At 77.4% G+C, this 2758-nt stretch carries 2 protein-coding genes and 1 pseudogene; all 3 read right to left on the bottom strand.

Translation table 11 applies throughout. From position 1 onward, the window contains the following. Positions 1–625, bottom strand: a pseudogene (locus tag QK440_RS41075) (hypothetical protein); the annotation flags it as partial. A 196-nt stretch (positions 626–821) separates the two neighbouring features. Then, positions 822–1382 carry a SigE family RNA polymerase sigma factor gene (locus tag QK440_RS41070; protein WP_282798370.1) on the bottom strand — a complete coding sequence of 187 codons (561 nt, stop codon included), beginning with the start codon at positions 1380–1382 and terminating at the stop codon, positions 822–824. Between the two features lie 7 nt (positions 1383–1389). Next, on the bottom strand, positions 1390–2133 hold the full coding sequence (locus tag QK440_RS41065; RefSeq protein WP_282798369.1) for a hypothetical protein: 744 nt from the start codon (positions 2131–2133) through the stop codon (positions 1390–1392). Positions 2134–2758: the final 625 nt, after the last annotated feature.

Below are 2758 nucleotides of genomic sequence, written 5' to 3'. Positions count from 1 at the left end.
ACCACGGCCGGGACGCGGGGTCGCCCTGCCGGTCGGCGGCCGCGCCGCGCTCCCCGCGGACCGGCGTCCGCTCCCGCTCGGGGCGGCGCGGGCGCTCACCGCCCCGGGCACCGGCGGCCATGCCGCGCTCCACGCGGGCCAGCATGCGCTCCCGGTCAGGGCGGTGCGCGTTCGCCGCCCTGCGCAGGCGTCGGCGCAACTCGGCGTCGCGCGGCTCGGGGTGGCGTGGCTCGGCGTCGCGCGGCTCGGCATCACGTGGCTCCGCGCCACGCGAGTCCGCGCCGCGCAGCTCGGCATCACGCAGTTCCCCATCTCGTGGCTCGGCATCACGTGACTCCGAGTCACGCGGCTCGGCATCACGCGGCTCCGCGTCACGCGGCTCCGCGTCATGCGGCTCCGCGTCATGCGGCTCCGCGTCGCGCGCGTCCGCGCCGCGCAGTTCCCCATCACGCGGCTCCGCGCCACGCAGCTCCGTGGCAGGCGAGTCCGCGCCACGCAGCTCCGCATCACCCAGCTCCGCGTCGCGCGGCCCGGCATCACGCGGCTCCGCGCCACGCGGCACCGCGTCGCGCGGCTCGCGCTCCCTGCTCGTCACGTCGTCGTCCGTCACGTCGTCGTCCGTCATCGGTCCCCCACAGGCCTCGGCGTCACCGGCGTCGGCCCTGCGGGCCTCCACCCCATGGGCGTCCGTCCCGTGGGCATCCACCCGTCGGCGTCAGGCCTGCGGGCACGCGCTCCCCAGCCGTCCGCCTCCCGGGCGGCCGCCCCGCCGGCATCGGCCCTCACCGGCGTCGGCGCCACCCTTCCGTCACCGTCCGGCGTCACGCGGTCCCCCCGCGGGCCGGTACGGCGGCGACGCGCATGCGTTCCGGCGTGGCGTGCGGGCCGAGCAGCCGTTGCAGTTCGGCCATGCCCTTCGAGGTCTGGCTCTTCACCGTACCCACCGATATGCCGAGGGCGTTCGCCGTGTCCTTCTCGGACAGGTCGAAGGCGTGCCGCAGGACGACGCAGGCACGCTTGCGGAAGGGCAGCCTCCGCAGGGCCTGCTGGACGTCGACGACGGCGGGCACGTCCGGGCCCGGCGTCTCGTCGCCGTGGTGGGACCAGAAGAGCGTGATACGGCGGCGCTCGCGCACCGTGCTGCGGATGTGGCTGCGCGCCATGTTGGCGACCACGCCGCGCGCGTAGGCGGCCGGGTGCTCGGCGGCGCGCACCCGGTCCCAGCGGTGCCAGAGCGCGAGCAGGGCGTCGGCCGCCAGGTCGTCGGCACCGTCGTACTCGCCGGTGAGCAGGTGCGCGAGGCGGGAGAGCTCGGCGTAGTGCCGCTCGAAGAACGCGTGGAACTCGGCGGCAGCGTCGTCGGCGGCCGGATGCGGGGACACGCCCACCTCAACCGCCCCCTTGGGCCACGCCGGGGAGGAACACGTCACCCGGGCCCCGCGCCCACGCCGCGCCGCCCGGGGTGCCGAGGCGGAAGGACCGGGCGCTGCCCTCGGCCGCCACCCGCCCTTCGTCGCCCTCGTGGGCCGCGCGGAAGGTGGCGGCGGTGAGGAGGTCGGGCGTCCGGCAGGCCGGGGTGTCCAGGAGCCGCAGGAGCACGGGCCGCATCACGGGCACGCGCGTGCGGTGGGCGACGAGGTGGCCCGGCTCGGCGGCCTTGGCGAACGCCGGGGATTCTTCGGCGATGCAGGGGGTGCTCCACGCGCTGAGCCGCGGGCCCCGCCCGACGAGGCGGCGCAGCACGTGGGTCGGCGCGGACCTGGCGGCGACGCAGCACTCCGCTCGGACGGCCGCGTACGTGGCGCAGCGGTCGTCGTGCCCGCGGAGGGCGCGCACCACGGTCGCGTGACGGGCGCGTGCGCCCTCACGCCTGGGCCGGAAGCCGTCGGTGAGCTTCATCGCGTGGGGGTCCTCCGGGTCGGGATGGACGACAGCGCGGTGTCCACGTGCGGGACGGCCGGCCGGGCGGACGGGCCCGCGCAGCGTGCACCGCAGGTAGCGCACGCCGTGCACGGGGAAGGGGTCAGTCCACGTCGCGTACGCGTCCGCGCTGCCGCCGGGCGAAAAGGTGACGGTCGCGGTGTGCCCGGCCGCGAGGCAGCCGCTGCCGCCGAGGGTGCCCTCCGCGGTCACGTGGGTGGTGGCGCCGCTGGGGGCAGCGCCCGGGGTGGCAGCGGAAGCCGCGCCGGGGGCAGAGCCGTGGGCCGCACCAGGAGTGGCGTACGAGGTGACACGTGAAGCGGCCTCGAGGGTGACGCCTGGGGTGGCGTCGAGAGTGACACCTGCAGCGGCATCAGGGGCGACACCTGGAGCGGCATCGAGAGTGACACCTGCAGCGGCATCAGGGGTGACGCCTGGGGCGGCATCGAGAGTGGCACCTGAAGCAGCGTCGGGAGTGGCATCGGTGACGGTGGCAGTGCGGGTGGAGGAGGCGATCTCGGGAGTGGGGCCGAAGTCTCGGGCGCGGTGGCGCAGTTCGCCCTCGTCGCCGCTGGCTGTCGTGACCACGTACCCGCGTGTCCTGGTCCCGTCGACGCTTTCGGTGCCGTGCTGTTCGCCATGGGCGGCCGCCGCGAGGCCCGTGCCCTGAACGGGCCTCGCGGCGGGCGGGGGGGCGGCGGCCCGGCCCGCGCGGCGGGGGGGCCCCGCCGCCGGGGGGGGGGCCCCCCCCCCCCCCGCGCGCCCGGTTCCGGGCGCCCCGCGCCCCCGGGCGCCGGGGCCCGCTGGACAGCTGGCCGCAAGCGGTCTACCGCGGCGC

This window comes from Streptomyces sp. CC224B (genome assembly GCF_030010595.1).
In the GTDB taxonomy this organism is placed as follows: domain Bacteria; phylum Actinomycetota; class Actinomycetes; order Streptomycetales; family Streptomycetaceae; genus Streptomyces; species Streptomyces longispororuber.
The sequence above is the reverse complement of the archived record's forward strand: the minus strand, read 5'-3'. Positions and strand labels throughout refer to the sequence as shown.